Annotated in this window: 22 protein-coding genes; 11 read left to right on the top strand and 11 right to left on the bottom strand. The window is 37.9% G+C overall.

The window, feature by feature from the left end:
* Window positions 1-149: 149 nt before the first annotated feature.
* On the bottom strand, window positions 150-1628 hold the full coding sequence (locus BCELL_RS19085) for an LPXTG cell wall anchor domain-containing protein (protein WP_013490427.1): 1479 nt from the start codon (window positions 1626-1628) through the stop codon (window positions 150-152).
* Between the two features lie 700 nt (window positions 1629-2328).
* On the opposite strand from BCELL_RS19085, the gene BCELL_RS19080 reads away from it, so the two are divergent.
* Together BCELL_RS19080 and yiaA are read left to right on the top strand one after the other, a co-directional pair.
* Window positions 2329-2916, top strand: coding sequence for a hypothetical protein (locus tag BCELL_RS19080; protein ID WP_013490426.1), 588 nt, complete (start codon window positions 2329-2331; stop codon window positions 2914-2916).
* A 360-nt stretch (window positions 2917-3276) separates the two neighbouring features.
* Window positions 3277-3741 carry an inner membrane protein YiaA gene (gene yiaA / locus BCELL_RS19075; protein WP_013490425.1) on the top strand — a complete coding sequence of 155 codons (465 nt, stop codon included), beginning with the start codon at window positions 3277-3279 and terminating at the stop codon, window positions 3739-3741.
* 699 nt (window positions 3742-4440) lie between these two features.
* Here yiaA and BCELL_RS19070 read toward each other — a convergent pair.
* From BCELL_RS19070 to BCELL_RS19060, 3 genes are all read right to left on the bottom strand, one after another.
* A complete protein-coding gene (locus BCELL_RS19070; protein ID WP_013490424.1) occupies window positions 4441-5340 on the bottom strand; it encodes a hypothetical protein in 900 nt (299 codons plus the stop codon).
* A gap of 136 nt (window positions 5341-5476) precedes the next feature.
* Window positions 5477-6127: a ThuA domain-containing protein gene (locus BCELL_RS19065; RefSeq protein WP_081457348.1), complete on the bottom strand. Its 651-nt coding sequence runs from the start codon at window positions 6125-6127 to the stop codon at window positions 5477-5479.
* Window positions 6128-6139: 12 nt separating this feature from the next.
* The gene (locus tag BCELL_RS19060; RefSeq protein WP_013490422.1) at window positions 6140-6856 is read right to left on the bottom strand and encodes an SDR family NAD(P)-dependent oxidoreductase; all 717 of its coding nucleotides are present in this window, start codon (window positions 6854-6856) and stop codon (window positions 6140-6142) included.
* A 358-nt stretch (window positions 6857-7214) separates the two neighbouring features.
* Here BCELL_RS19060 and BCELL_RS19055 point away from each other — a divergent pair, with 358 nt between their 5' ends.
* The 4 genes from BCELL_RS19055 to BCELL_RS19040 all read left to right on the top strand — a co-directional run bounded on the left by BCELL_RS19055 (window position 7215) and on the right by BCELL_RS19040 (window position 10217).
* Complete coding sequence (locus BCELL_RS19055) at window positions 7215-7835, top strand: DUF2975 domain-containing protein (RefSeq protein WP_013490421.1); 621 nt, start codon at window positions 7215-7217, stop codon at window positions 7833-7835.
* A gap of 14 nt (window positions 7836-7849) precedes the next feature.
* Entirely contained in the window at window positions 7850-8119 is a 270-nt protein-coding gene (locus BCELL_RS19050; RefSeq protein WP_013490420.1) for a helix-turn-helix domain-containing protein, read from the top strand.
* A 263-nt stretch (window positions 8120-8382) separates the two neighbouring features.
* On the top strand, window positions 8383-8925 hold the full coding sequence (locus tag BCELL_RS19045; RefSeq protein ID WP_013490419.1) for an RNA polymerase sigma factor: 543 nt from the start codon (window positions 8383-8385) through the stop codon (window positions 8923-8925).
* Window positions 8901-10217, top strand: coding sequence for a DUF4179 domain-containing protein (locus BCELL_RS19040; RefSeq protein WP_013490418.1), 1317 nt, complete (start codon window positions 8901-8903; stop codon window positions 10215-10217). The genes BCELL_RS19045 and BCELL_RS19040 overlap by 25 nt, the downstream gene beginning before the upstream one ends.
* 63 nt (window positions 10218-10280) lie before the next feature.
* On the opposite strand, the gene BCELL_RS19035 is transcribed toward BCELL_RS19040, so the two are convergent.
* Genes BCELL_RS19035 through BCELL_RS19020 form a run of 4 tightly spaced genes read right to left on the bottom strand, consistent with a single transcriptional unit; the run spans window position 10281 to window position 12443 of the window.
* The gene (locus BCELL_RS19035; protein ID WP_013490417.1) at window positions 10281-10889 is read right to left on the bottom strand and encodes an ABC-2 transporter permease; all 609 of its coding nucleotides are present in this window, start codon (window positions 10887-10889) and stop codon (window positions 10281-10283) included.
* Window positions 10882-11748 (bottom strand): ABC transporter ATP-binding protein, encoded by an 867-nt coding sequence (locus BCELL_RS19030; RefSeq protein WP_013490416.1) that lies wholly within the window; start codon window positions 11746-11748, stop codon window positions 10882-10884. The genes BCELL_RS19035 and BCELL_RS19030 overlap by 8 nt, the downstream gene beginning before the upstream one ends.
* Before the next feature lie 5 nt (window positions 11749-11753).
* On the bottom strand, window positions 11754-12125 hold the full coding sequence (locus tag BCELL_RS19025) for a GntR family transcriptional regulator (protein WP_013490415.1): 372 nt from the start codon (window positions 12123-12125) through the stop codon (window positions 11754-11756).
* A gap of 15 nt (window positions 12126-12140) precedes the next feature.
* Window positions 12141-12443, bottom strand: coding sequence for a YfzA family protein (locus tag BCELL_RS19020; protein WP_013490414.1), 303 nt, complete (start codon window positions 12441-12443; stop codon window positions 12141-12143).
* A gap of 554 nt (window positions 12444-12997) precedes the next feature.
* Between BCELL_RS19020 and BCELL_RS19015 the strand changes: the two genes are divergently transcribed.
* Window positions 12998-14149, top strand: coding sequence for a GNAT family N-acetyltransferase (locus tag BCELL_RS19015; RefSeq protein ID WP_013490413.1), 1152 nt, complete (start codon window positions 12998-13000; stop codon window positions 14147-14149).
* Entirely contained in the window at window positions 14146-14715 is a 570-nt protein-coding gene (locus BCELL_RS19010; RefSeq protein ID WP_013490412.1) for a GNAT family N-acetyltransferase, read from the top strand. Before BCELL_RS19015 ends, BCELL_RS19010 begins: the two co-directional genes overlap by 4 nt.
* A 75-nt stretch (window positions 14716-14790) precedes the next feature.
* On the opposite strand, the gene BCELL_RS21825 is transcribed toward BCELL_RS19010, so the two are convergent.
* Window positions 14791-15585 carry a helix-turn-helix domain-containing protein gene (locus tag BCELL_RS21825; protein ID WP_013490411.1) on the bottom strand — a complete coding sequence of 265 codons (795 nt, stop codon included), beginning with the start codon at window positions 15583-15585 and terminating at the stop codon, window positions 14791-14793.
* 606 nt (window positions 15586-16191) lie between these two features.
* Here BCELL_RS21825 and sda point away from each other — a divergent pair.
* Window positions 16192-16338 (top strand): sporulation histidine kinase inhibitor Sda, encoded by a 147-nt coding sequence (sda, locus tag BCELL_RS22295; RefSeq protein WP_013490410.1) that lies wholly within the window; start codon window positions 16192-16194, stop codon window positions 16336-16338.
* Window positions 16339-16828: 490 nt separating this feature from the next.
* Here the strand turns inward: sda and BCELL_RS21820 are convergent, their stop codons facing one another.
* The gene (locus BCELL_RS21820) at window positions 16829-18061 is read right to left on the bottom strand and encodes a nitroreductase family protein (protein ID WP_013490409.1); all 1233 of its coding nucleotides are present in this window, start codon (window positions 18059-18061) and stop codon (window positions 16829-16831) included.
* A 133-nt stretch (window positions 18062-18194) separates the two neighbouring features.
* On the bottom strand, window positions 18195-19019 hold the full coding sequence (locus tag BCELL_RS18990) for a hypothetical protein (RefSeq protein ID WP_013490408.1): 825 nt from the start codon (window positions 19017-19019) through the stop codon (window positions 18195-18197).
* 372 nt (window positions 19020-19391) lie between these two features.
* Between BCELL_RS18990 and BCELL_RS18985 the strand changes: the two genes are divergently transcribed.
* Entirely contained in the window at window positions 19392-19970 is a 579-nt protein-coding gene (locus BCELL_RS18985) for a TetR/AcrR family transcriptional regulator (RefSeq protein ID WP_013490407.1), read from the top strand.
* 105 nt (window positions 19971-20075) lie between these two features.
* Window positions 20076-22742 carry a YhgE/Pip domain-containing protein gene (locus tag BCELL_RS18980; RefSeq protein ID WP_013490406.1) on the top strand — a complete coding sequence of 889 codons (2667 nt, stop codon included), beginning with the start codon at window positions 20076-20078 and terminating at the stop codon, window positions 22740-22742.
* The last annotated feature ends 103 nt before the right edge of the window (window positions 22743-22845 follow it).

Genomic DNA, 22845 nt, shown 5'->3' with positions numbered 1-22845 from the left:
ATGTTTGTACGAAATATAATTGTAGAATTTGTGTAATAGGCATACAAAAAAGCCCAGTAGTCATCTGACTAGCTGGGCCTTTTTCTTTTAAATTGTTCCGTCATGCTTAATTAATTTTAGTTTGTATGAACGCAAAACCGTCCTTGCGTTTACGAAATTACATACGGGCGCTGACGTCGTTTGATCTTCCTAGAACCAAATAATACTACGCCGCCACCAAGGATAAGAATGGCTCCTAAAAGTAATTGATTATATACATTTGTTGCTGTATTTGGTAGTGTTGTATTCCCATTGTCATTATTATCAGAGCTTGAGGAAACAGGAGTGGCTACTTTATCTTCATCCGTTGAGCCGCTTTCCTCATTAGTTTCCGTTTCACCTGTCTCTGAACCTTCCTCTTCATCTACGATTGGATCTTCATCTGGCTGATTATTAGACGGGTCTTCCTCAGTAGGATCATTTTCTTCAGGATCTTCTGGCTCTGTCCAACTGCCAAGCGTTAATGCCCCTTCCTCAGCAAGACCGAATATACCTGTATGATAAATGCTCCCATAGACCAATAAACCATAAACTATTACTTGACCATCGTTATCATACTCATATTCGTATTGAAGATCGTAATAATCACCTTGCCAATAAACTCCATTATAACTCATGCCGTTTTGATCCTGATTAAACCAATATCCATCTTGATAATAATGGTGTTGTAAAGTTGGTATTTCTTCTTCAGATATAACTACCGTCTCGATCAAGATAGGTTCTTCGAATGTATCAATAGTTTCATTGCCTTCTGTAATCGTCAATTGGAAAGCACCTTCTGTCTTCTCTATCTCGGAAACACCTGAGTTAAGGATTTTTTTAGTAATAAGTACATCCTCGTTCCCACTAAAAATAGAGCTAGGAATAACTAAGGAATTGTGAAACCATGAATCGAGTTCCTCTTCTAACATTAAAACTAAATAAGAACCTGTTTCTATCATGTTGGACATATCATCTGCACTGATGAAAAGAGATTCATACACCTTAAAATCCTCATCATTCATAAGATGATTATCCAAGTATACTGCCACCATTGTCCTTTTATCGAGCGATAATGGGTGGGCAAAGGAAATAGTAGATTCGTTTAATTCAATTTTACTAGGTGAAAAATATTCAAATTCTTCCTCATCAGACGCTTCTTCCTCTTCCTCAATTGTTTCTTCATCATTACCGTTTTCCTCGATGTCACTATCTTCTTCCTCGATTAAATCATCTTCCTCTGTTGAAGGAGGAGCATCTTCATAGTTTTCCCCGTCTCCGTCTTCGCCATTCTCAGAATCTGTTGAACTATCATTTTCGCCATCAGTAGAGTCCCCGGCTTGATACTCATTTTCTTGGGGTTCCTCTTCAATTGGTTCTTCCTCTGCAACTTCTTCATCATTTGCCTCTGAAGTTTGGTGTTCTTCTTCTAGAGACTCTGATTCTTCGATGTCTGATTCAAGATATTCCTCACTAATAACCTCTTCATTGTTGACAATAATGTCCTCTGCGCTAATCTTGGTTGGAATGAGTAGAGTGCTTAATAGTGGAGAAATAACAAGAGCACCTGCCATCATGAGTGATACTGTCTTTGTTCTGACCACTTTCACAAACCATACTCCCTTTCCTAAAACGATAATATTTCTTGCCTAGATTAGTACCAATACGTATTACTAACGGTTCTGTAAAATTTGAAGTTGAATATTTGAAATTTGTGGAGGTGCCTGTTATTGCGCTATGTACATGACCTACATCCATTCATTCTTATATATCATAATTCTCCTTTAACAGTGCCTAGGGAAAAATACAGAATATGGTACTAAATAGATATTATATATGGAAATCTATGGATGTCATTATGGAAATTACCTTTTATCAAATTTCATATAAAAGTCGCAAATGTATACTAGTGGGTTTCCGTGAAAATGGGGAGTAACTACTATGGTAAAATGTGGAATTAGGTATATCGAGATAGACCACTTGTCCCTGATAGGATAATAGGCTAACAGGGACGGATCTAGTTCGCCAACCATGGCTAACAGTGGCTAACAGGGACGGACCTACTTCGCCAACCAAACAGCAAGTTCGTTTAGCAGCCTGCGATGATTCGGTTGAAGTGATAGATTGTAGAAGCTAAAAATTATAGTTAGAAAGTAACAAAAACGTTTGATTAGTAAAGAATTTGTTACATATTTTGGGAAGGGTGATAAAATATTCGTTGGAACGACTGTGGATTTAAAATAGGAGTTTCATTGCTTTAACAAAAAAGCACGTAGTTTTTCTAATAGACTAAGAAGTAGGTGGATGTTTATGGGCATGAAGGAGAATGGATCAGGGAAAAAAATGTATTTATTAGCAGCAGTTATTTTCGTTGTTGGTATTGCGTGTTCGATTTTTTTCGTTATTACTTCAAGTGTTTTCCAAACAGGGGAGAGAGTGATTGTCCCTGGGGCAACTGAAATTCATTTGGAGGAAGGAGATTATACCGTTTTTCACGAGTATCGTAGTGTTATTGATGGGAAGGTTTACTCGACTGAAACGGCCTTAACGGGTTTATATGTTCGTTTGCTAGAAAAATCAAATGGCTCTCATATAGAGATGTCCCCGGTGAGATTCAATACGAATTATTCGTTAAACGGCCGAGAGGGAGAAGGGCTTCTTTCTTTTACCATTGAAGAAGAAGGTACATATATTCTAGAAGGCAGCTACGAGGAAGGGTTTGATGAAAAAGAAGCGATTTTCTTAATTAAGCAGACATTTCTGGGTGAGATTTTATTCGCAGTCGGGACATTCGTTATGAGTACTTTACTATCACTGATCCTCATAATATTGGCACTTGTGAAAAGAAGAAATAATAAGGCTAATGGGGACGGATCTAGTTTGCCAGATATGAAATAATGATGGTAGATTGATGGTCCGATTTTGATAGTATATTATAGATTTTACATAGCTTTTTTGAGAATTAATTTAATGATGAAGCAGAGGGGCAGTCTATCTGAAGATCGATCCCTCTGCTTTTTCTTTTTCGTAAATGTTGTTTGTTATTAAGCATTAGAAAGAGTGAAAACTAAGGTGAACGCCATCTTCGGGACTTTAGTAGCGGTCAGAGAGCCCCTTAATAATGACCTAAAAAAATTTTGCTTTATTGTTTGAAGCTTTCAAATTATAATTGTAAATGATTGTTAATGTGAGAATAATCTGAAAGTTATTCAAACCGAGTTTTCAAGGAAAGGTTGAAAAAATAAAAGGGGTGGTTGAATGTCTGAAGAGTATGAAGTTGTACAGGAAGAAGTGAATAAAATGAGACAAAAGGAAGAAAGGAAATTGGGAGAGCCGACTGGTGCTTTCAAGGGGGCGACCTGGGCTGCACTAATAATAGGCGTTTCCGCGTATTTAATTGGTCTGTTTAATGCATCGATGGAGCTGAATGAGAAAGGGTATTACTTTGCGGTTCTCGTCTTCGGTTTATATTCAGCCGTATCTCTGCAAAAAGCGGTAAGGGACAGAGATGAAGGGATTCCTGTTACGGGAATTTATTATGGTCTAAGTTGGTTCGCACTAATAGTGGCAATTGCACTTATGGCGATAGGTTTATATAACGCAGGAAGCATCATCTTAAGTGAAAAAGGTTTTTATGGCATGGCTTTTGTACTAAGTTTGTTCGCAGCAATCACCGTTCAAAAGAATATTAGAGATACACAACGAGCCAGAGAAATGAATTAAAAATGGCTAATGGGGACGGACCTAGTTTGCCACGGGAAATAGAGATTGGCTAATGGGGACGGATCTCACTAGCCATCATTTTTTTATGTGAATAATCAAAATGAGGGGGATTCTCAAAAGGTTGATTAACTTTTTGGAGTCCCCCTTTAAGAGATATATGGAGCGCCGCCGGTTACTTACTAGCGAATATTTTAAAGTGGCATCGCTGAGTTTCTACAGCATATTTAAGGGAACTTACTATTTACTGGAAAGTTTAGTACGAGGGATGGTGACTAAAATATTGTTGCGAGGAAAGACATGCGAAAATGGGGACGGCGAATGAGAACCGTCCGAGACTGCTGAAAAAGTAGAAATCTTAATATTTTATTGTATTATTATTCGAAATATCTAATTATAGAATAGGTTGATGAAACCGGAGCAAGCGAGGTAACTGTCTCTTCCTCTACGAGCATATGCTTTGAAGCGTATCCGTCGAGACAACTCGAAGCATTAGCGACGAAGCAACGCTCGTTCCTGCGGGAAAAAAGGCAGGGGAGAGACTACGTAGAGGCAAAGCATCAAGGAGGCTCACCAGCCGCCCGCGGAAAGCGAGTTTGCACAGGTCTCATCAACTTCTATATTCAAACAACCTTATATTTATTAGTCTATACTTAAAGGGTAAGTACTTTTTTACTGGTTCCGAACCGTCCCCATTCGCCATTAATTAGGGTGGATTTCTTTTTCGAATGTTTCTCCGTTACTATATACGGCTTTTAATACGAATCGGGAATTCGAGCCGACTATCAAAGGTTCTTCAGTGTACAAATAGGTTGGGGAGTGCTCATAGCCCTCTTGATGGACATCTGTTTGTAAAGCTTCTTCTTCGATGAGTTCCCCGTCTTTGTACTTTAATACATATACTCGCTCTAATGAATGTACTGCACCGTAATCATCGTTTTGGATATTTACATATAAGTCATCGTTGTTCCTATTGATGTCAGTATATAGAAAACCATAATAGCTAGACCCAAGATAGCCAATGTTAGTAACATCCATTGTCCCACTTTTTACAATCCCATTGTCAATCATAGACACAAAATAAGATATCTCGTTTTCTTTAGCGTCTATATGCTCGTCTACTACTTCATCATAACTTGCAGAGCTGTTTCCATCAGAAAAGTGAGTCGTCACATACCAATCTGGTTTGAGATTTGCTTCAAACGGAATGGATACTTGGAAAAGCCCGTTTTTGATTTCCTCTACAGCAACTTCTGTAAATGTCTCACTGCTTCCAAGTGCATAGTTAAAAACAACGTGTGCGTCTGTTGGAAGCTCTTTAATTTGCCATTCAAATTTAACCGCGGCTTGCCCCGATTGCATATGCGTAGTATCGATATCCATCGAAACAGGAGTCAGCCAACTTTGATCCTCTTGCATTTGATTCATGACACTATAAATATGGTCTGCCTGATCGTCAACACTGCTCCTTATACTGTGTTGATAACTTACAACATGGCTAATTTCTTGTTCCATTCTCTCTAGCTTTGAAAATAAAAGTATATTCATAAATAAACTAGCTGCAAGTGCAGCTGCAATAAAAATGCGCCAATTACGACTCATTTAGTTTCCTCCGATCAGATTAAAAGACTGTAAAAAAATACTAACAGGGACGGACCTCATTTGCGAAGCACATAAAATGTGCGTGTTTAGACGAAAACTTAAGGTGAATTGGCAAATGAGAACCGTCCCCTTTAACCTATTTTTTGAGTAGCCATGTTATTTTTTCAGCTAACAATGAGGAAACGTTGTTATCAAGCATTGCTTCTTTAGTGTGGGCTGGTGAAAAGCAGCATACTTTTCCGTGCCCGTACTGATGCTTCCAGCCCGCTAATGAATCTCCATCTACTCCTGTACTCCAGAGGTCGACTTCGGTTGCATTTACATCGCAATGAACGAAGTATTGCTCGTCCTTTAATGGAAATGTATTCGGACCAGTTTTTTCACCTTCCTTCAACATGTATATCACATCCTGCAAACCTGGTGGGTGATAGTCGAAATACCCACGGCACATGTGAATATATCGGCTTTCTGGGTCATAACCAGCCATTCCTGAATGCCAGGCCAACACACTTCCACCATCCTCTACGTACGATATTATTTTTTTATCGACAGCATCAGTTAGCCATGCTTGAACATCTTCTTCCTGTGGCGTCTGTGGATCCATCTTTCCATTCACAAATATATCAGGATTTTCATCGAGAGCGGTACTCACTTCATCGATTGTGATGTAGCGAAGCGCGACGTTATCCTTGTTCGGTAACCTGTTAATCGCTGCCTCTAAGCCAGCTTTATAAGCGGACTCACTGTGCCAGAAATCTCCTAACAATGCTACTATTTTCACCATCATAACAGCTCCTTTTTACCAGTTCATTTTGTTTCCTTCATAGTCGATGTACATGTGATCTTCGATTGTAGGCGATTTCAAAATCTGCTCGGCAATACCAGTTGCAGACGTTATCGCATCGATCTCGGCGAAATCCATAAATTCGCCTTCAATATATGTTTTAACAAAACCAGGATGGATAGCCATAACCTTGATTCCATGCTCCTTCAATTGGTTTTGTAGAATCGTGAGTCCCATATTCAAGGCCGATTTTGACATGGAGTATCCGTACTCCTTTACACGCCATGAATCCTCTAAGCTTCCGGCCTCTGATGAAATATTGGCAATCATCTTCGTATCCCCGTTCATCATGAGGGGTAAAACTGACTTGGCCACTCGAAGCGGGCCAAATGCGTTTACGTCAACAAGCCTCATCATATCATCATAGTGAAGCTCTCCGAAAATATCTGTAGAGCGATCTTTGAAAAAACCAGCGTTGTTCAGTACAATATCAAGTTTGCCGTTAGTTTCTGTTTTAATGTGTGTCGCGGCAGCATCTACGGAACTTTGATCTGTTACATCTAAAGAAACAAGATCGAGATGATCTCCATGCTCCTTTTTGAGGTCATCGAGCTCAGGCCAATCCGTCATATAGCGCCCGGCAAACACTTTAAATCCATGACCAAGAAATACTTTTGTCAGCGCGAGTCCAAGACCACGATCCGCGCCAGTAATATATATCGTCCTTTTCATTTACAAGACCCCTCCAACCAAATAATTAATCATTCCTCACACCCTATAAATATTCGCCACAAAAAACCCAATATCCTTTTCGGCTAATGGGGACGGATCTCGTTAGCCAAACGAAGTTAACAGGGCGGGCTAACAGGGACGGATCTTCTTAGCCAAAAATGAGTTCATAATAAAGGTATGGGTTAATAGGTAATAGGTAAGTGAGATTTTCCTCTAACCGAACTTTGGCAAGTGAGAACCGTCCCCATTATCCCATTAACCTTCTAAGTAATTTAATGTTTATCATTAATTTTTTATTGATTTTGGTTAGTGTTGAATGTAAGATGAAGGAAAATGATTTGGTTGGGAGTTGTGGGTGATGAGTACTGACTTGCTAAAGCAAATTAGAGGTAAATCAAGAAAAATGTTATTGGTTATCAATGTTATAAAATGGGGGGGCGTTGTTTTATTTATTGCGGCAATGGGACTACTTATTTGGGCTAGTTTTTCACCAGCGGAAGCATTTGTAGCAGAAAAAGGTGTTGCTCATTGGTCTGTAAGTGCCTCAATATTTGGTCAGGGCATGTTCCGGGCAATTATTCCATTTTCTATTCTTCAACCACTGACTATTGATATGTTTCAAGTAAAAGCAGCATTTATCACCTTCTTTCTTTTTCGTACCCTTACATTTTTCCCACTATTCCTGTACGGTGTAGTACAATTACAGAAAATCTTTTATTCTATTAGAGAAACGAACACACCTTTTTCAGCAGAAATTGCTAGTAGACTTAGAAATATTTCGTATGTCATAATCTTGTACGCATTAATTGCGGATCTCTTCATTAATATAGCAATCACCACTTTTGTAACGAACATTTTGTACATTGACTTACTAAATGTTAGTATATCTGGGCTTACTGTTGGTGTACTTGTGCTAATCATCTCGCACATTTTTCGTTATGGATCTTATTTACAGGATGAATTTGATACAACATTGTAAGGATGTGAAGTTGCATGGCAATTATCATTCGTTTAGACCGCGTTTTAGCAGATAGAAAAATGAGATTAAATGAATTAGCAGAAAAAGTAGGGATATCTCACGTAAATCTATCGAACTTAAAAACAGGAAAAGTAAAAGCAATCAGATTTTCGACACTAGAGGCTATTTGCAAAACATTGCAGTGTCAGCCAGGAGATATACTAGAATATCATATTGACAATAATGATAAACCTACGTCCGAAACCTACACCATCAACAGTACCAACAGGGACGGTTCTCGTTAGCCAAATTCTAGATTTCGGCTGAAAAAGGGACAACGAGCAGGTTTTACCTGTTTCGTTGTCCCTTCTTTTGTTGGTGGGGGATTATTTGAGGAGTCGATTCGGCAAGTAAGAACCGTCCCTATTAGCCTTTAGCCGGATGTTTGCCGCGGTTAGAGGAATTTTGGCGAAGGAGAACCGTCCCCATTAGCCATCCGTTAACTTTTTGAAACCTTTTGGGGGAGTTTTGTATCTAACGAGTAGGTTGAGTGAAAGGAGCCATGATTGTGGACAGTATAAAAGAGGTGAAGAAGGCGCGAAAGGGGAATGCAGCAGCTTTTGAGAGGCTTATTATTGAGCATCAAGTTATGATGTATCGGGTTGCGAAAACAATTCTTCCTAAGGACGAGGATTGTGCGGATGCCATACAAGAGACGATTTTGAAGGCATATGAAAAACTCCCAACATTGCGGGAGCCTGCTTATTTTAAAACTTGGTTGATGCGTATTCTTATGAACGAATCGTACCAAATATTAAGGCAACGGAAAAAAATTGTTGTTTTAGAAGAATGGGGAGAGCAGTCTTCTGATGACGTTGGCTATGAAAAAATAGAGATAATGGAACTGCTAGAAACACTGCCAGAAGAACAATGCCAGTTGTTGAAGTTATTTTATATCGAAGGCTTCTCAATCGAGGATTTAGCGTCGATATACAAGGTGCCAGAAAATACCATTAAAACGAGATTGCGAAGAGCACGGGAAAAAATGAGAACTATCATGACCAAAGAGAAGGAGGAGAAAACGACATGGAAAAATGGGAAGACAAAATAAAGCAAGAGGTGAATGAGCAGCCACCGAGTATCGTTACGGAGCGAATCAACGCGACACTTCAGAAGCTTCCGACTAAGAGGAGAAATTATAAAAAACTATATTTTTCTGCTGCGGCAGCAGTGTTAGCTTTTGGTTTAACACTAGGAGCCTCTTTTTTCTCGCCGACTTTTGCCGATACGGTAAAGTCTATTCCTGTCATTGGCTCTGTGTTCGATACGATTGGTAACATCGGGGTGAAAAAAGGAAGTGAAGAAGGGTTATCGATTCTTTTAGGAGAGCAAGTGATTATCAATGAACAAACAGTAACATTCACTGAAAGTCTTTATGACGGCTCGGAAATTCATTTAGGTTATATTATTGAATCACCGACTCGAGATATCCTGGATTTAAATAAAGGTTTTCTTTCAGATATAGAATTTACGGTGAATAATCGTTCAATGGGAAGTTATGGCTGGGGCAGTTCAGGTCAAATATTAGATAATGGTACGTATGCTGGGACGATTAGTATCAAATTTAATGATGAAGTCCCAGACTCGTTTTTACTTGGAATAAAGCCTCGAACGGGAAGAGCATGGAAAGTGGAGCTTCCAATCGAACTGCAAGGAAGTCATGAGACGTTCCTAGTAAATGAGACAAGGGGAATGGAAGACATCACTATTCATTATGATTCCATTACTTTTTATCCTACAGCAACTGAAATTGCTATGCGGCAAGTGACGGATGAGGTGAAAAATCCTGAGGACGATAAATATATGTTTATAGATTTTAAATTAGTGGATGATCAAGGTCACGTTCTCCAGCCGTTAAGTGGTGGCGGGGAAGGTACTACAAAAGGTGGGAAGCTGGTACAAACGCTACAGTATAACTTTGAGCCACTAGATACTTTTCCTGAAACGATTACTGTGAGGCCATATTTGATTAATATAGGAGACGATTCTCTCTCCTTTGTGCGTGGGAAATGGGAAGGAGAAGAGCTAGTCCTTTCTCAAGGAGAAATAGGTAATTTAATAGTCACTGACGTGAGAGAAGAGGATGGGCTGGTTACGGTTTTCTATGAGGTGGATGGAGATGAATTCTACGATCAATCAATGGCAATCTGGTTAGAGGATTCGGCTGACAATGAATATTACTTTGATCGCCAGCTTCCTAAAAAAATAGAAGGTACGAAAAATAAATTTGAAGTGTCGTTCTCCTCGGCACCTGCATTAGACGATCTATATATAACAACATTAGAAATGAAGCCGCTAAATTATCTAGAAGATTTAGAAATAACCATATCTATCGGGCAATAAGACAGTAGGGACAGGTACCTTGTCTTAATAAGACGGAGGGACCTGTCCCTCCGTCTTACCCTCTTAAAACGCCTTTCTCTGGTATATGATCGTCGTAAACACCCAAGAGATTGCATAGAGTGTCAAGATAATAGCAGCGGCACCTACATATAAAACTTCGGTCGTTAAATTGTTTAGAAATGCTGTGATGGTTGTAAAATGTTCTGCTAAAAATCTGAAAACATGCGGTCCTACAGCTGCTAGAGCGAGAAAAATAATAATAACGACCGTTGCTATATGGCCAGGTTTAAGAATATAAAATAAAGGAAACGTAAACGCAGCAAATATTAGAAACAGGCCACCACCAATGGCAATATCCGTTAGTGTGAAAGGTTTATTGAATAGAAATAATGTTACCCCTGTCACTGCAAAAGCTAACAACGTATAAAAGATAGAACCAAGATAGCGTGCTGCGATGATCTCCTTGCGTGTATAAGGTAATGAATTTAGCAATATATTCGTCTCCGCCTTTTCATCGTAACTATAAGCATTAAAGGGAATAAACAAACTCGCAACGAGAAAAATGAATGCGGGATGATGGATGTCCATAATAATAAAGAATAAAATAAACGGAATAAAAGTGAGTAGCATCTTTTTTTGTAGGATGGCATCGCGCCGAATTAAATTAAACATGCTGATAGTCTCCTTTCATATAATACATGATGTCCTCCAGGGAGGCACGATCCATGACAACGGTATCTCCAAACGTGTTTTTCACTGCTTTCGTATTATCTGTCAATGCTTGAAAACCTGTTGGTGTCCGACGAACGCGAATAAATGCCTTTTCCGTATCGCTATCCAGCAGATCGATACTACCTTTAACAATGGCATAGTCTTCAGCAACATCGTGAATGGATTTATGAAAGACTAAATCTCCCCGCTGTATAAAAGCGATATAGTCAGCGATCCGGTCTAAATCAGAAGTGATATGCGTCGAGAAAAAGATGGTGCGATTACTATCCATCATTAATTCCTGTAAAAGGTCGAGTAACTCACGTCTGAAAATAGGGTCTAATCCTGCCGTTGGTTCATCCATAATAATTAATTCTGCATGGTGTGATAAAGCAATGGCCAAAGAAGCCTTCATTTGCATCCCCTTGGAAAAAGTTTTCATCGGTTTATTAAGCGGTAATTCGAATTTTTCAACATAATGTTTAAATAAAGTATCATCCCATTGCTTGTATGCCGGTCCCACAATGCGTTTAATATCTTTTAAGTTCAAGCCTTCAAAAAAAACATTGCCATCGTACACAAAGCCAATGCGCTCCTTGATTTCCTTCTCGTGTGTCTTGTAGTCCAACCCGAAAAGCTTAACGTCACCGGCATCTGGTTTTAACAAATTCATCATCATTTTTATCGTAGTCGACTTCCCGGCACCATTTGCACCAATGAAACCTGTTACAAACCCTTGCTTTAGTTGTAAATTCATGTTTTCTATGGCAAAACCTTTGAATTTTTTGCTAACATTTTTTAGCTCAACTATATTTTCCATTCGTTTCACTCCTCATATAAAAACTTCACTATTTGCTGCAACTCATCAAGGGTTAACCCAATTTCTTTACTATTCGTAATGACATCAGTTAGTTGCTCCTCAATGACTTTTAGCTTCTTTTCTTTGATGACCTCTAAATTTTGCTCTGCAACAAAAGAGCCTTTCCCGACAATGGAGTAAATAAAGCCCGCCTTTTCCAATTCCTCGTAGGCTCGCTTTGTCGTTATCACACTAATTTGTAAATCCTTTGCGAGTTTACGCATGGAAGGTATCGCCGTTCCTTCTTGTAGTTCACCTGACAAAATAGCCGACTTGACTTGATTCATAATTTGCTCATAAATCGGCTCTTTTGAACTGTTCGAAATAATGATCTGCATCCTAATCCCTCATCTTTATTTTTTTGTGAAAAACGAACTAGCATCATGTACAGCTTGAATCAGTATTGTGATCACGTGGAGACTCATGAACATATTAAAAAATGGATAGGAATAAGGGGTAATCCATTCAGTAAAGAGCTTCAAGTCCAAAATCCACCTGCCAGTTCTAGCAAACAGGTTACCACTATCGTTTATGTTGGGCTCCAGGGAAGTACCATCGACCGCGAAAAAAATCACTTGCACAATGACGAATATACCAAGGATGAGCATCCAGCGTTTTGTAACATTCATTTTTGGTTTCCTTTCTATCGTTACCATTTGAACAAATCCCCTCACTTGTTCTGCTATAGAAAACTTCTGTAAATACCGTTGTTCGTATATTGTATATATACTATAGATACATTATATACACACCGGAAAACATTGTGCAACCTTTTTTCAGACAGAGGGACAGGTTCCTCTGTCTGATTTTCGTGCCTAGTAGGCAAGAAGGCAAGAAGGGACGGTTCTCATTAGCCGATAAATAATCATAATTTAGATTTATTTATGCTAGACTGATAAACACACAACGAACATGTTTGGAAGTTCGTTGTAAGACTAACAGGGACAGACTAACAGGGACGGACCTTGTTTGCCGGTTTTGGCAAGTGAGAACCGTCCCTATTAGCCGTCCCTACTAGCAATTTGCCGCATTTACCTTATGCCCCTTTAGGTTTATCTAAAATTATGTAACAATTAATATATGTAAGGCTTTAAATAGGTCCGTACTATAGGGCGGCCAATGAGAAAGGTCCCTATTCGCCGAAGTTTGGCAAATGAGAACCGTCCCCATTAGCCGCATTGCTCGTATTCGCTTTTTTGGAGGTGCTTGGTTGAATAATTCTAACAAGTTTATAGGAACTTTTGTTAATAACATGTATGCCATTTTATTGGGGATTGGAATTAGTAATATTATTTTTGTGCAATCCTTAAACATTATGAATCTACATGAATCAATAATGGCGCTTTTCGTCACTTCGGTTGTTTTGCTTTATTGGTGGGATTGGAGCGAATATATCGAAGAAGAAGTGAAAAGCACAAAAGCCGAATTTATTATCGATTTTATGATATTAATCTGTTTACAAATGCTATTCGCTAACTTCAATCAACCACAAGATTTAGCGATGTACTTTGTAGTTTTAGGGTGCTTAGATCTGTTGTGGGTGTTAAATTATATATATTTTATGAAGCATGAATCGTTGCAATCGAACATGAAAGCGAAGCCTTGGATATTAGAAAAAGTGTTCTGTATCGGCGTTTATTTACTCGCATGGATGATACTGAACACGTATAGTTTTTCAACTTACATAAATATTGCGATTATCATCGCTAGCTTTGTCATTGTAAGGAATTTAGGATTCGTGCAAGTTCGGAGAAAAATGAAGTTTATGTTTGAGAAAGCAACTGATGCCGACGTCTCTCAAATGATAGAAATACACCAAACCTATCATCGAAGAGAAAGGAAAGAAGGCTCCTTATCGAAACAACTAGATGTTTATGAAATAAGCAACATCATTGAGTCTAAAAAGGAGCGGTTTTATGTTGCAAAAACGGTTGGGGGACTTACGATCGGCTTTATCGAGTTAACAAAATATACATCTCTTGAGCAGTTGCCTTCTGTGAGCTGGCACTCTGACAATATTTCCGATGCTTTAATGAAAAATAGTTGTTTTCTGTATGTTGATCAAATTGCTGTTAGAGAAAATTATCATAATAAAGGCGTGGCAAAATATATGTATACTAATATATTGGAACGCTACAGAGATGCAACTATTATCACGCCAATTCCAACAGCACCAAATAGAAATACAAATGCGATTGTTGCGCACGAGAATATTGGTTTTAAAGAAGTAGGGTTAATAAATACAACAGAAAACGGCAAATGGAAAGTGTGCTCTATATTTATCCTAACGGAGAATCGAGACGAGCTAGAACATATGACGAATGCGGAAGAAGTACCGATGAAAGGGGTGAGCACGTCATGATTGATCAACATTCCTACCATTATCGTCCAATGCAGAAAAAGGACATTGCTTCCATAGTTGAAATCAATCATATGTACTTAGACTATTCTTCTAATAGTTTTTTGCTTAAAAAGTTAACGAAAGAGCAAGTTCTAGCAACAATGAAAAATGGAGTTAACGAGTATTATGTAGTGGAGTTTGAAGACAAGGGTACGGTAGTAGGTTATATAGAAATTGCGCCTCAAATAGAAAGGAATATATTAGATGAAGTTTCTTGGAAAAAGGATGTGCAAGTGAATCCTCTAAAAACAAAACGTTATCAATATATTGAGCAAGTAGCCACTCATCGTGATTATCTTGGCTCAGGAGTAGGTACTTTTCTATATCGTTCATTACTAAGCTCAGCTACTAAACCAACAGCTGCTTTTGTAGCTACAAAACCAATCAAAAACGAAGCATCGATACACTTTCATGAAAAACTAGGCTTTAAACGTATCGGAACCTACACCGCTGACACCTTTCTTCACTTCAAAAACTACGAAAGCATCCTATATTGGCAAACAGGGACGGACCTCATTCGCCGATAACGTAAGCGAATGAGAACCGTTCCTGTTCGCCTTTCTCCGGAAAAATGGCTAACAAGAACCGTCCCCATTAGCCTTTTATTCGATGAAGAGGGAGGGGAGTATGAATTTGTGGTTGCCTTGTTTGTATAGTGGGGAGACAACAATTTCGTTATCTGTCATTAAAAGGGAGTAAACTCTCATCATGTTAATATAACGGTCGGCAGATATATGACTTGCCTCGTATGAGCAGGAAAACAAAAAATTTTTACCGTCAATTTTTTTTTGCATAAGTTTATATAAGCTATCCAATTTATCAAACCAATCGGTACGGCCAGTAGTTTCCTTGTTAATCCACACACGGATTGTCTTAGCTGTATTTAAATCGTAAAGCTTATTTATTATATTATCGTATAGTTTATGAGGGGGAGTGTTATTAATTTCATCTTTATTGATGGTGTATATATATTTTAAACGATTTTGTGCACTAATCCTTTTTAGAACCTCCGTATTATTTTTATTAGTATCAAATATAAATACGTAAGTTCCCTGATCAATTCCAGTTTCGACAAATGTATGTAAGTTTTGAATGTACTTTCCAATTTCTTTGTAAAGATATAATATTTCGCCATTACTAATAGATTGCAAGTTATGATGGATATTATCATTAGGAAGACTTAAACTACTTGGAATCTCTTTGAGGTGTTCTTGAAAAAATATCATCGGATCAAAATCTAAAACATTAGCAATGTTGGCAGCAACATCAAATCCAGGGTTACGTTTTCCAGTTTCTACTTGAGAAAAAAATGCTCTATCTATAAATGCAGCTGAAGCAACTTGCTCTTGTGTTAGTCCTTTTGATTTTCTCAGCTTAATTAACCATTCTCTTCTCAAAATATTCCCCCCATCCTCCCAGAAAAAATACCCATTATTGACAGCATAAACAACATTAAAATATAAATATTGTGGAGTGGAGTTAACAGTCCACCTTAAAGTTATCGTCCTAAATTGAGAATACTTTGACTTTATTTTTGTTGAAAAAGATATTTAATCGAGGTTTATGCTGAACTGTAAAAAAAGCATAAAATCTCTAGATCTCTTATATTGACATAGTAAATTTATTAACTATTTTTTATATATTCAAAATATAATTGTAACAAATATAAAAAATAAAGTATGTCGTATACTATGTGGTAATTTATTCATAAAATTTTAATAAAAATACATTTTATTTATATCTACTATTTTTTTGATTTTACCAATGTGTCATTTCGACACATTTTGCTGTATCCCTTGATAGTTAGAAAATATTGGGTATCATGTACTGTGTAACATACATTTTTCATTATTTTTTTGATTAGTACTCTAATTAAAATACCACCAAATACCAACGGGGACGGTTCTCGTTTGCCGAGTATAGAGATCCTGTAGAGTCTAAGGAGCAGTTAAGGTACTTTTGTGTTACTTACTGGTAAACAAAAATAAAATGGAGGCCTATATATGAAAAAATTAAATGATGAATCGCTAATTGAAGCATATATAAAGTCGATGGAAATCAATGTTAGCCAACATTTCATAGATTTACTAGAAGAAGAGTTAAAAGAGAGGGGGCTTTTTGACAAGGTGATTTCAAAAATACGAGGTTGAGGGAAGCGAGACAAGTGAGAACCGTCACTTTAAGTATGTTACCAAAAACCCCCGCATCCCTCATAAATATTTCTTGAGGTTTTTAAACATGTCACTAAAGTTGTAGGTTATTGTGCTTTAGCTGTCTATTAAGAACTTAATCTATTATTAACACCATTCGTACAATACTAAACACAACTTTTACCAACTCCCCCTTTAATGCCACAAATCTAGCATATTCACATTTTTACTCACTTAATGTATAAATGTTAACTCATCATTTAATCAGTACCCTTCCAAAGAACAAGTTCTTTTAGCCTGAAATATACTAATGGGGACGGTTCCTCATAGCCATTTGATAGCAATACAAATATATAAAATAGTGAAGAACCTTCCTAGACTGGCATCCATCATTCGGAATTGGGATGATGAGAACCGTCCCCATTCACCAAAATTTGTTTTAGTGGTTTTTTTGTAATGTTGGGTACTTTGCAATCGGCTTTTGGGTAGCCTACTGGTAAAACGACTCGGGCATTTCGTTTTTAGGTCTATTTAATAAATCTCTTAAAAATGCCATTGGACTCGGTGTATATGTCAGAGTTGCAAGTCCGGCGAAGTGGAGTGCGCCAATTAATACTCCTACTGACATTCCTGTTGCTAATAGAGCGTGTTGCTTGTCGTAGCTGCCCAAAACTTCAACATCGGAGTGTCCGCTTTGCTCCTTGTCGATAACTTTAAAAGCAATGATTAAATATGGTGCGTCTGTAAGGTGTGGCTTCATCCAATTCGTGGCTAGTGGAGCTAGTGCTTCTTTCCACTCAGTAGATATTCGCTCTTCATAAAGCTTTTTCTCTTCATTTTCGGCCTGCTCACGAATGACCTTTTTAACTTCAATATTTTTGACTACTGCAAAGCGATAAGGCTGTGTGTTTCCAGCCGAAGGCGACGATATAGCAGCCTTTAACGAACGAATAATCAATTCCTCTTCGACATCCTCAGTGGAAAAATCACGTATATTTCTTCGTCGTTTTATTTCTGCATAATAGTTTTTTGCTAGTGTTAATGGATCAATGTCAGGTAAACTAGTACTCACGTCAGCAATCTTTTTTCCCATATCAATATCACCAATCACTAGTTTTGTTGCGGATCCACTAGAGTGATTGAAGGTCCCATTCGTTTTCTCTGCAAAACCTACCGCAAAAACAGCGGTGGGCGTTTCATTTTTAGGTCTGTTTAAAATGCTAGAAAGTTCATCAAACGGGGAATGTATAATACTATCTAACCCTGAGTTCTCCAGTGCAGCTAGAAAAAAACCTGCACAAATAGCAGTAGATTCAAAAGGATAATAATGACGTACCTTTTTCCACTCGCCATTCCGCTTAGCCTTAACGCTGTAATTTTCACGAAAAAGCACGACTAAATAAGGCGCCTCTTCTAAGTACGCTTTAGTACTTGCTGCACCGTTCATCTTCGCATCAGCTTCGGCTGCTACACGCACTTTCTTTTTCACGAGGGGATCTTTTACTGTTATGAATTTCCATGGCTGCTGATTTGCACCAGATGGGCTTGTCCCTGCAGCTTTTACGGCTGTCTCGATTACTTCTTGTTCAACCTCGCGATCTGAAAATGCTAGTACCTTCTTACGTTTTATTATTTTATTAGCGTAATCACTTACATGAGCCACCTGATCAAGGGGCAGCTTTCTATTAAAATTTAAATCTATAAAACCATCACCATTACTCACTCTCCATCCCCCTTACAAAATCTAATATGTTTTATTGTACACTACAATCATACTAAGAGGACTACTAAGAGGGACGGTTCTCGTTTGCCAATAATTCGGCTAACGAGAACCGTCCCCATTTGCCCCATTTGCCTTATTTTCTCAATTTCATTGAGGACTTTTTATGTTGTTTTCCGTTCATAATATAGGTGCTTTTAAAAAGTGGAATAGGAGTTTTTCTTTGTAATTTCTCCATATCATAAGAGAAGTTTTCTTTTGAGCGTTTTCTAAATTCAATAGCGTGACGTACAATTAAGAATCGAATATCGTTATTTGAAAGCTTCATAAGTTCAGACATGTTTGCTAGAATCATAGTCCTTGCGAGTTTCCAAGAATCGTTAGTTAAACGGTACATATGTTTCGGTGGATAGGTAATAAATTCATACATAATAGTTTTCATCCGTTCGTTAAGAGTAGAACGACAAATGGCGTTCGCAAGTTGACCTGACTCACATTCAGCAGCCTTTGCTCTAATTTTAATTGGAATGGCATCGTCCAGCAAATAATGCTCCACTTTTTTAAAAGGAATACCTAACTTTGAAGCAAGTGTATTTTTGGATTGCTTGTAGTTTACGTGTAAAATTTTAAACTGCTGCATTTTCGTAATCCAAGCAGATCTCTCGTACGTTAATAGCTCCCTAACAGCTGCATACCTCGCTTCCAGTGAAGAAGCATAATCTCCAATAACAAATTTTACTACTACATTAGGGTCTTTTTTTAACAATGAAAAATATTTTTCGTATCCTTCTATGAGTAAATAATTATTCTGACCTGTCTTGTAAACGATAAGCTCATGCTTTGACTTATTTTCCTTATATCGTTTCGTTCTTTGATCTGCCTGCTCACTCGAAAAATTGAGGTAGTACATAAGTGAAACACTCTTTAAAGGTAAATGAATACTTTTTTTATATATACTCATAATTCCCCCTAATTGATTGCCCTCATAAGAACTTATGAAACAAACAGCTTATCCTATTCGAGAAGGTTAAATATGCTAAGAGGGACGGACCTCATTTGCCAAATCGACTAAGTTCATACAATAAATCTATCAAGTGTACCTCAGATAGATCGATTAGCTATTTAAAGTTTAATAATGTTTTACAAAAATCCAGTCATGGTCTACAAGAGACTACTGACTGGATTTGGTTTAATTCCCATAATTAATTTTAGGCTAACGAGAACCGTCCCCCTTAGCCCCTTAGCCCCCCCTTGCAATAGGAAATGAAAAGTGGTACTTTATTTATTATATAAAATGACTGAGAAAGTCATTTGGTCAATTCGGAGGTAGAACGTGGAATCGAATAAAAAAGCACGTATTTTAGAGGCGGCTACGAAATCCTTTGCCCACTTTGGCTATAAGGCGACTACTGTCGACCAAGTAGCAAAGATCGCAAAGGTTGGTAAGGGTACTATATATACTTATTTTGCAAACAAAGAAGAGTTATTTAAAGAGATTATCGATGATCTTGCTCGGCAGATGAGAGTGGTTGCTTCTGAATTAATCATACCAGGCAATTCTTTTATATCGAATTTTACAGCTGCGTTACATGGTGTAGTTGAGTTCAGAGAGAAGCATGAGCTAACGATTAAGCTTTCTCAAGAAGTGAAAGAGATGGGAACGCCAGTAGTTGCTGAAGCATTGCAATCTATCGAAAACGAAATATGTGCGTTTATTGAATCGCGCATTATCAAAGCGGTAGAAAGAGGAGAATTACGAAATTGCAATCCGAAAATTACTGCATTTCTTATGTTTAAAATGTATATAAATTTAGTAAGTGACTGGAAGGATCGTTATGAACCATTACCAAAGGAAGAAGTAGCAAACTTAATAAAGCTTTATTTTATTGATGGGCTAGGAAATCAGATTTGATTTCACAAACTAGCTTTTTTTTCTGAAGTGTATTGACCAAAAAACGATATCGGTCAAAATTCGCGAAATGCAACCTACTAACTAGATTACCTCAGGGGTGAAGAAATGAAAAACATATGGGGGATTTTTAAGCAAGACATTCGTAATATTAAACGAGTTCCTTTAGTGGGGATTCTTTTAATCGGACTAGCGGTGCTTCCTTCCTTTTATGCATGGTTTAACATTAGTGCTGCATGGGATCCATATTCAAATACTGAAGGAATACAAGTGGCTATTGTTAATGAGGATAAAGGAGCAGAAATAGAGGGAGCGTATATTAATATTGGTGACGAGCTTGTTGATAATCTTTCTTCTAATGAAAACTTAGGCTGGGATTTTGTCTCGAGAGAAGAAGCGGAAAAGGGGGTAGAATACGGAGATTACTATGCCAGCATTTATATTGACGAAAAGTTCTCCGATGATTTAGCACAAATTCTCACTGGAGATCCGAAACAAGCGAATGTCCACTACGAAGTGAATGATAAAATAAACGCGATTGCACCGAAGATGACTTCAGCAGGGGCGTCAACGATTGTAAATCAAATAAATGAGCAAATATTGGAGGAAACATCAAAGGCTATTTTTCAAGAGCTAGATAAAATTGGTGTGCGACTAGAGGATGAACTGCCTACTTTTCGGAGAATGAATGCTACTCTAAGTAATATTGACGAGTCCTTCCCTGACATCATCGAATTTGCCGATTGGATTATTGAGGCTGATGAAAATTGGCACAAGGTGGAAGAGCAACTCGATCAATTTTTAACAATAGAGGAGTTTATTCCTCAAATACAAAGCGGTGCAGAAGAAATTGTTAGACTAGATCACAATTTTTCAAGAATCAATGAATTAGCTGCAGGAATAATCCAGCTTGAACAGGCAATTCCAGAAATAGAGCAAGCGCTTGAAGAAGTGGAAACGTATCAACAGCATTTTAGTGAGCTCCACGAACATTTTATAAAAGCACATGAATTGACAACTACTGCAGAAGAAAACATCAAGACTGCCAAAAATAAACTTCCATCTAGTCAAGCAATATCAGAATCTACAGAGCTGTATATCAATGAATTAAATGATGCATTAAAAGCTACGTTGGAAGTCATCATTCCTGTGACGAACACATTCACACAACAAATCCTTTTCATTAATGAAACAGCCTCCGACATTAATCAAATTATGGACAACGGAATTGAAGAGGGATCACTGGAAAAACAAGTTGAGCTTCTAACGCATCTAAATGAAGAGGTATCTTCCCATATACGTCAGTTAGAAAATGCTATTAGTATGTACACACACCTCTACAATCTGACTGGAGAAGAAGACATTCTCGTGATCGTTGAACGATTGGAAGAACTAGTAGAAGGACTATCTTCCTTGCAAGAAAAACTAGAGGATGTAGTAAACCAGCTAGAAGAAGGAGAGCAACCGGGAGAAGAGTTTCTCACTTCGATTCAAGAAAAAACCAAGCTAGTTGAAGAAAAAACGAATACGATAAATCTCGTTTTCAATGAAAATAGTATAGAAAGCACGTATGAAAAAATAGAATGGAGATTAGTAGAAAATTTCGAGATTGAGGATGCTAATGCGCTTATAGAAAGTATGGAGCAAATACTTTACGAAGCGGAAGAAATAACAAAAAACGTTTCGGATGAACTTCAATTGATCATTGAACGTTTTCCTGAAATCGAATTACGAATCAATGAACTCGTTGACATACTACATGATGATTTACCAACAGTGATTCATGTAATAGAAGCATTAAGTAGTTTTATAAAAAACGATTTGCCGCTTATTGAAAACCAAGTTCATCAATTAGCAACGATGGCTGAAAATGATCTTCCGAATGTTGAAGAAAGGTATGGAGACATATCAAAGATACTTGAAGAAAATAGAGGTGCTGTTAAGCAAGCAATCAATGACCTCTCTGAATTTAGTCGCAATACGTTGCCAGAGGTAGAAGAGATGGTAAGTGAAACGGCGGGGCGTTTACAAAAAGTGGAAGAGGAGGAATGGTTAAGTGAAATTATCGCATTTCTTCGTAATGACTTAGATGAGGAAAGCAGCTTTTTTGCTAATCCAGTTCAGCTAACAGAGGAGGAGTTATTCCCAATTCCAAACTATGGATCAGCTAATGTTCCGTTTTATACGACGTTAAGTCTATGGGTAGGAGCACTACTACTATCTAATCTCGTTAGTACAAATGTACATGCTGCAGACAGACGAGAGGAGTATACATTACGGGATATTTATTTTGGTAGAATGATCTTATTTATACTTGTTGGCATCCTCCAAGGAGTAATCGTGAGCGTAGGGAATCTCTTTATATTAGGAACGTATGCAGCACATCCGTTTTTACTCGTTCTCTTTTCCGTTATCATCGCAGTCATTTTTATGACAATTGTTTATACGTGTGCTTCCATTCTAGGAAACATCGGAAAAGCGCTTGCCATCATTTTACTCGTTCTGCAATTATCAAGTGGAGGTGGTACGTTCCCGATAGAGGTGACTCCAAATTTTTATCAAACAATTCATCCGTTCATGCCATTTTCCTATGCTATAGACTTACTAAGGGAAGCCGTCGGAGGAGCCATTACCTTTCTAGTATGGAAAAATATCATGCACCTCCTCGTATTCTGGTTAATCGCATTAGCCATCGGCCATATGTTAAAGCCACTCCTAGCAGCCAGAATAGAAGAAACATACAAAAAATCAAAATCCAGCAGACTAATCGAATAAACAAACAGGCAAACAGGGACGGACCTCGTTAGCCATTTGGCTAACGGGGACGGTTCTTGTTTGCGGAAAATGGTATACGAGTGGAAAGGGGCGATTGTAACTT

Origin of the sequence: Evansella cellulosilytica DSM 2522 (genome assembly GCF_000177235.2) — a bacterium.
Taxonomy (GTDB): domain Bacteria; phylum Bacillota; class Bacilli; order Bacillales; family Salisediminibacteriaceae; genus Evansella; species Evansella cellulosilytica.
This window is presented reverse-complemented; position numbering and strand designations above follow the sequence as displayed.